This is a genomic window from Caballeronia sp. AZ7_KS35 (genome assembly GCF_023631045.1).
GTDB classification, from domain to species: Bacteria; Pseudomonadota; Gammaproteobacteria; order Burkholderiales; family Burkholderiaceae; genus Caballeronia; species Caballeronia zhejiangensis.
Window position 1 is genome coordinate 1 of record NZ_JALQDV010000035.1, and the last position, 4,153, is coordinate 4,153.

Sequence of the window (4,153 nt, forward strand, 5' to 3'; positions counted from 1 at the left end):
CTTTCTTTGCTTACTTTCTTTGCAGCAGCAAAGAAAGTGAGTGCCGCCCCGCACAGGGGCAGTGCTAATAGACCGACACGAAAACGGGATCCGGCGAAATCAAAAAGCAAAACCAAAAGCAAAAGCAAAACCAAAAGCGAAGAAAATTCAAACCGCCACGTTGAGCAATCGATCCCGCATAACCCCCACATCGGACTTACTCAAAACCTCGACGACATAATTTGCATCCCGCACATAATCCGCAAACCGCCGATCCAGAATGCCTTTAGAAGCCAGCGCCTCGAGCGGCGCATTCGCCTCGACCTCGCAAGACTTCACGATCATCAACCGCTCCGCATTAAGCGAAGTAGAAAGCCACGCGGCGAGCGAATCCGAAGTGGTCTCCCAGTTCGTCATGGAATCGGGCGTCGAGCGCATCAGATCGGTCGGAACCCAAACCGCCACACGCCCATCGCGCAACGCGCGCCGAATCCTATCCTCGTTCGACGCCAGCACGAGCTCCGGCACCACGCCCTGCATCAGAATCGCGTACTGCGCCATCGCGAGCAGACACATGTTGTGAGCCGCGAGATCGTCGAAATGCCACTCCTGCTGATACTGCCGCACCGCGTCCGCGAAATCGCCGCCGCCCGGCACGATCACGACGCGCCCGCCGCCCACTTCCCATAGCCGCGTCAACCACTCGCGCAGCGCCGGGTCGTGACTCAGGCTTCCCCCGATCTTCACCACCCACATATTCCTGTCCTCGTTCGATCAAGCCGGCGGGCCACGCACCCGCATCCTTCGCTATGTTTCGCACGCTATCACGCAGCGCGCGCCGATGCATCGTTCGACAGATGCGCTTCGTTGCCTCCCGCGCCCTTCATCGCCATCGACGCCAGCAGCGCAACCGCCACGCTCGGCGCGCACGTCGATACCCATTCGGCACGCGTCGCATCGTCGCCGTCGATACCCACGAGACGCGCGAAGTCGACATAGCTGCGCGCCTCCTGCCGCGCCAGCGCCGCCGCCAGAAAGCGCCCGCAACCCGCGCCCACGATCGGCGCCGCCGCCAGCGCCGCATCCTGCGCAACGACGCGCGCCAGATTCGTCTCCAGCGCGCGCAATTGCTCGCGCCGCCAGCCCTGCGCGAAACGCCGCCACTCCGCATCGCTCGCATCGGCGGCGTCGCGGCCGATCATCCGCGCAATCCGGACGCGGCTCGCAGCCTGCGTCTTCGGCCCGTTGTCGGCGCTCGGATGCTGGTCGTGCTCGGGCCACAACTCGCCCGTCAGACGATAGACATCCGCGGTCGTCGCGAACCATTCGTTCATCACGCCGGCGTGCTCGCCGCGAAACGCGATGCGATGCGCGAGCCCGCACAACGGCGTTCGCACCACGCCCTGATACACGAGCTCGCCGCTCACGAGCCGTTCGGCGTCGCTGGTGCCGCGCGCCACGACGCGTCCGCCGACGATCGGAATGATGTCCGTCGTCGTGCTGCCGATATCGACGAGCAGCGCATCCGGCAGGCACGCCGCGACCCATTGCGCGGTCGCGAGCCAGTTCGCCGATGCGACCTTGCGCCAGTGTTCCGCGCACGCCGAGCGCGCGAGCCAGCCCGCGTCGCCGGCGAAGAACATCGTGCGCGGCCCGAGCCTTTGCGCAAGCGCGCGCGTCAACGCACGCACGCCCTCGGCGCGGTCGGCGAAGAGATCGACCATTTCGCCCGTCATCGTGACGGCGTGGCGCGCGGCCGGATCGGCGGCGGCGGGCCAGCGCTCGAACATCGCGTCGATCGCGCGTTCCAGGTGCGCCATGCCCTGCCACAACGGACACGCCCATTGCGCGACGTCGGCGAGCACGCCCGCGCGCGTCGCCATCGACACCTTGACGTGCGCGCCGCCCACGTCCCAGCCGAACACCGGCGCATCGTGCAATGTCGGTGCCGTCATGACGACGCTCCGGCGCACGCGCGCAGCAATCCGGCATCGCCGTCGAAGCCGGGCACGCGATGCGCCGCGAGCAGCTCCGCCGCGAGATTCCTGCCGCCGCGCCGGCTCAGTTCCGCATACGCGACCGTGAGACGCGGATTCACCTCGATCACGACCGGCCCGCGCTCGGGATGCCACACGACATCGATGCCGACGAAGCCGCGCAGCCCCGGAAACGCATCGGCGACGCGCAGTGCGAGCCGTTCGAGCGCGCGTCCTTGCGGCCCATGCCGGTCGATGCGGTCGACATCGACGCCATCGAACTGAACGATGCGCTCGCGCCGTTCCGATCCCGCCGCATCCGACAATCCGATGCGCTGCCGGTTGATGCTCACGAGCCGCGAGAGCCGGTCGCGGCAGATCAGCGAAAGGCTCAACGGCTCGCCGTCGACCCATTGCTGCAGCACGGGATTGCGGCCCGCTTCCGCACGCGCGGCGTATTCGGCGCGCGCGGCGGCGAGGTCGTCGTAGACGTAGGTATCGAGGCCGCCCGCGCCGTCGTCGGGCTTGACGACCCAGCGCCGGCCGATTGCGGCGGCCGCGTTTTCCGGTTCGAGCGCGCGCGTCGCGGCGATGCTGCGCGCGGCGAGACACGCGGCCGTCGCGCTCTTGCTCGATGCCGCGCGGATCGCTTCCTTCGCGCAGCCGAGCCAGCGCGCCTGGCCGACGGCGTCGTAGAGCTTGAGCAGCAGTCCGTCGCACTCGGGCGCGACGATGCAGGCATAGTCATGCTCGCGCGCCACGCGGGCCACGAAGCGGATGAGCGATTCGCCCGGATGCGCGCGCACGTAGCCGCTGGCGCCGTCGAGTTGCTCGAAGCGCGAGCTTGCGACGGTCACGTCGATGCCGGGCAGCGCGCGCAGATCGGCGGCGATGGCGTCGCGCATCACGCGGCCTTCGACGATGAGCGCGGAGAGATCGGCGAGGCTGCCTGCGCCTGCCGCGTCCGGATCGATGCCGCCGCCGGTGAGATACTCGAATACAAAGATCTTGGTCAAAGGAAAGCCATCCATGCAGGTGATACCCGTTCTCGATCTGCTCGACGGCCACGCGGTGCGCGCGGTGCGCGGCGAGCGTTCGCGCTATCGGCCGATCCAGTCCTCGTTGTGCGCGACGAGCGATCCTGTTGCGATCGCCCGCGCGCTCGTCGCCGCGACCGGCGCGCGCACGTTGTACGTCGCCGATCTGGGCGCGATCCTTTCGCGCGGCGCGCACGATGCCGCGCTCGCCGCGATTTGCGATGCCCTCGGCGACGGCCTGCGCATCTGGCTCGACGCGGGCTTTACCGCGTTTCTGCCGATGCGCGCTTTCGTCGAACGCGTCTTGCGGCTGACGCGTTCAGCGGCGCCTGCCGCGATCCTGCCTGTGTTCGGCACCGAAACGCTCGTCGATGTCGGCGCGATCGCCGAGGCATCGGCTTGCGGCTTCGAGCCGATACTTTCGCTCGACTATCGCGGCGGGCGCGCGCTCGGGGCGACGCATGGCGAGAGCGGATGGTGGCCGTCGCGCGTGATCGTGATGACGCTCGATCATGTGGGCGCGTATGGCGGGCCCGATCTCGACACGTTCGCTGACGTGCGGGCGCTTGCCGGGGCGCGGGAGGTGATCGGCGCGGGTGGGATCCGCCATGCCGATGATCTCGCGCTCGCCGAGCGCAGCGGCGCTTCTGCCTGGCTCGTCGCTTCCGCTATTCACGATGGCGCCTTATCTCAGGGCGATGTGCATCGCGGGGCTTCTTTCTGACTTCCTTGGGATCGAACTCAATTTTTATGCCAACGGCTTTCGGGGCGCGTTTCAGGTGTAATCGTTTGGGAAGCAGGTGTTGCATATGGTGATTCATGGGTGACAGTGTGTTGCAATGCGGAGCAGTTTTTTTTCGCCTTTCCCGGCGGGGGTTTCGCTGGATCCCGGTTTCGCGTCGGTCTATTAGCATTGCCCCTGTGCGGGCGGTAGTCACTTTCCTTCCAGTAGTCGCCGGATCCCGGTCTCGCGTCGGTCTATTAGCGTTGCCCCTGTGCGGGGCGGCACTCACTTTCTTTGCTGCTGCAAAGAAAGTAAGCAAAGAAAGCAGCTCGTCACGGCCCGCGGTCACACGCAATTTGGGTAGTCCTCTCGTCACAGGCGGCACTCGCCTAAAGAGTGCCCTCAAACACCTAATCGGGCTTGGATCGCGCACGGTC

General features: G+C 66.6%; 4 protein-coding genes. 1 reads left to right on the forward strand and 3 read right to left on the reverse strand.

Annotated elements, in window-relative coordinates; translation table 11 throughout:
• Positions 1 to 147: 147 nt before the first annotated feature.
• From NCT05_RS21945 to NCT05_RS21955, 3 genes are all read right to left on the reverse strand, one after another.
• Complete coding sequence (locus NCT05_RS21945) at positions 148 to 735, reverse strand: amino acid kinase family protein (RefSeq protein WP_250436157.1); 588 nt, start codon at positions 733 to 735, stop codon at positions 148 to 150.
• Between the two features lie 68 nt (positions 736 to 803).
• A complete protein-coding gene (locus NCT05_RS21950) occupies positions 804 to 1,934 on the reverse strand; it encodes a hydantoinase/oxoprolinase family protein (protein ID WP_250503160.1) in 1,131 nt (376 codons plus the stop codon).
• Positions 1,931 to 2,971, reverse strand: coding sequence for an ATP-grasp domain-containing protein (locus NCT05_RS21955; protein WP_250503161.1), 1,041 nt, complete (start codon positions 2,969 to 2,971; stop codon positions 1,931 to 1,933). The genes NCT05_RS21950 and NCT05_RS21955 overlap by 4 nt, the downstream gene beginning before the upstream one ends.
• Before the next feature lie 13 nt (positions 2,972 to 2,984).
• On the opposite strand from NCT05_RS21955, the gene NCT05_RS21960 reads away from it, so the two are divergent.
• Positions 2,985 to 3,716 carry a HisA/HisF-related TIM barrel protein gene (locus NCT05_RS21960; RefSeq protein WP_250503162.1) on the forward strand — a complete coding sequence of 244 codons (732 nt, stop codon included), beginning with the start codon at positions 2,985 to 2,987 and terminating at the stop codon, positions 3,714 to 3,716.
• The last annotated feature ends 437 nt before the right edge of the window (positions 3,717 to 4,153 follow it).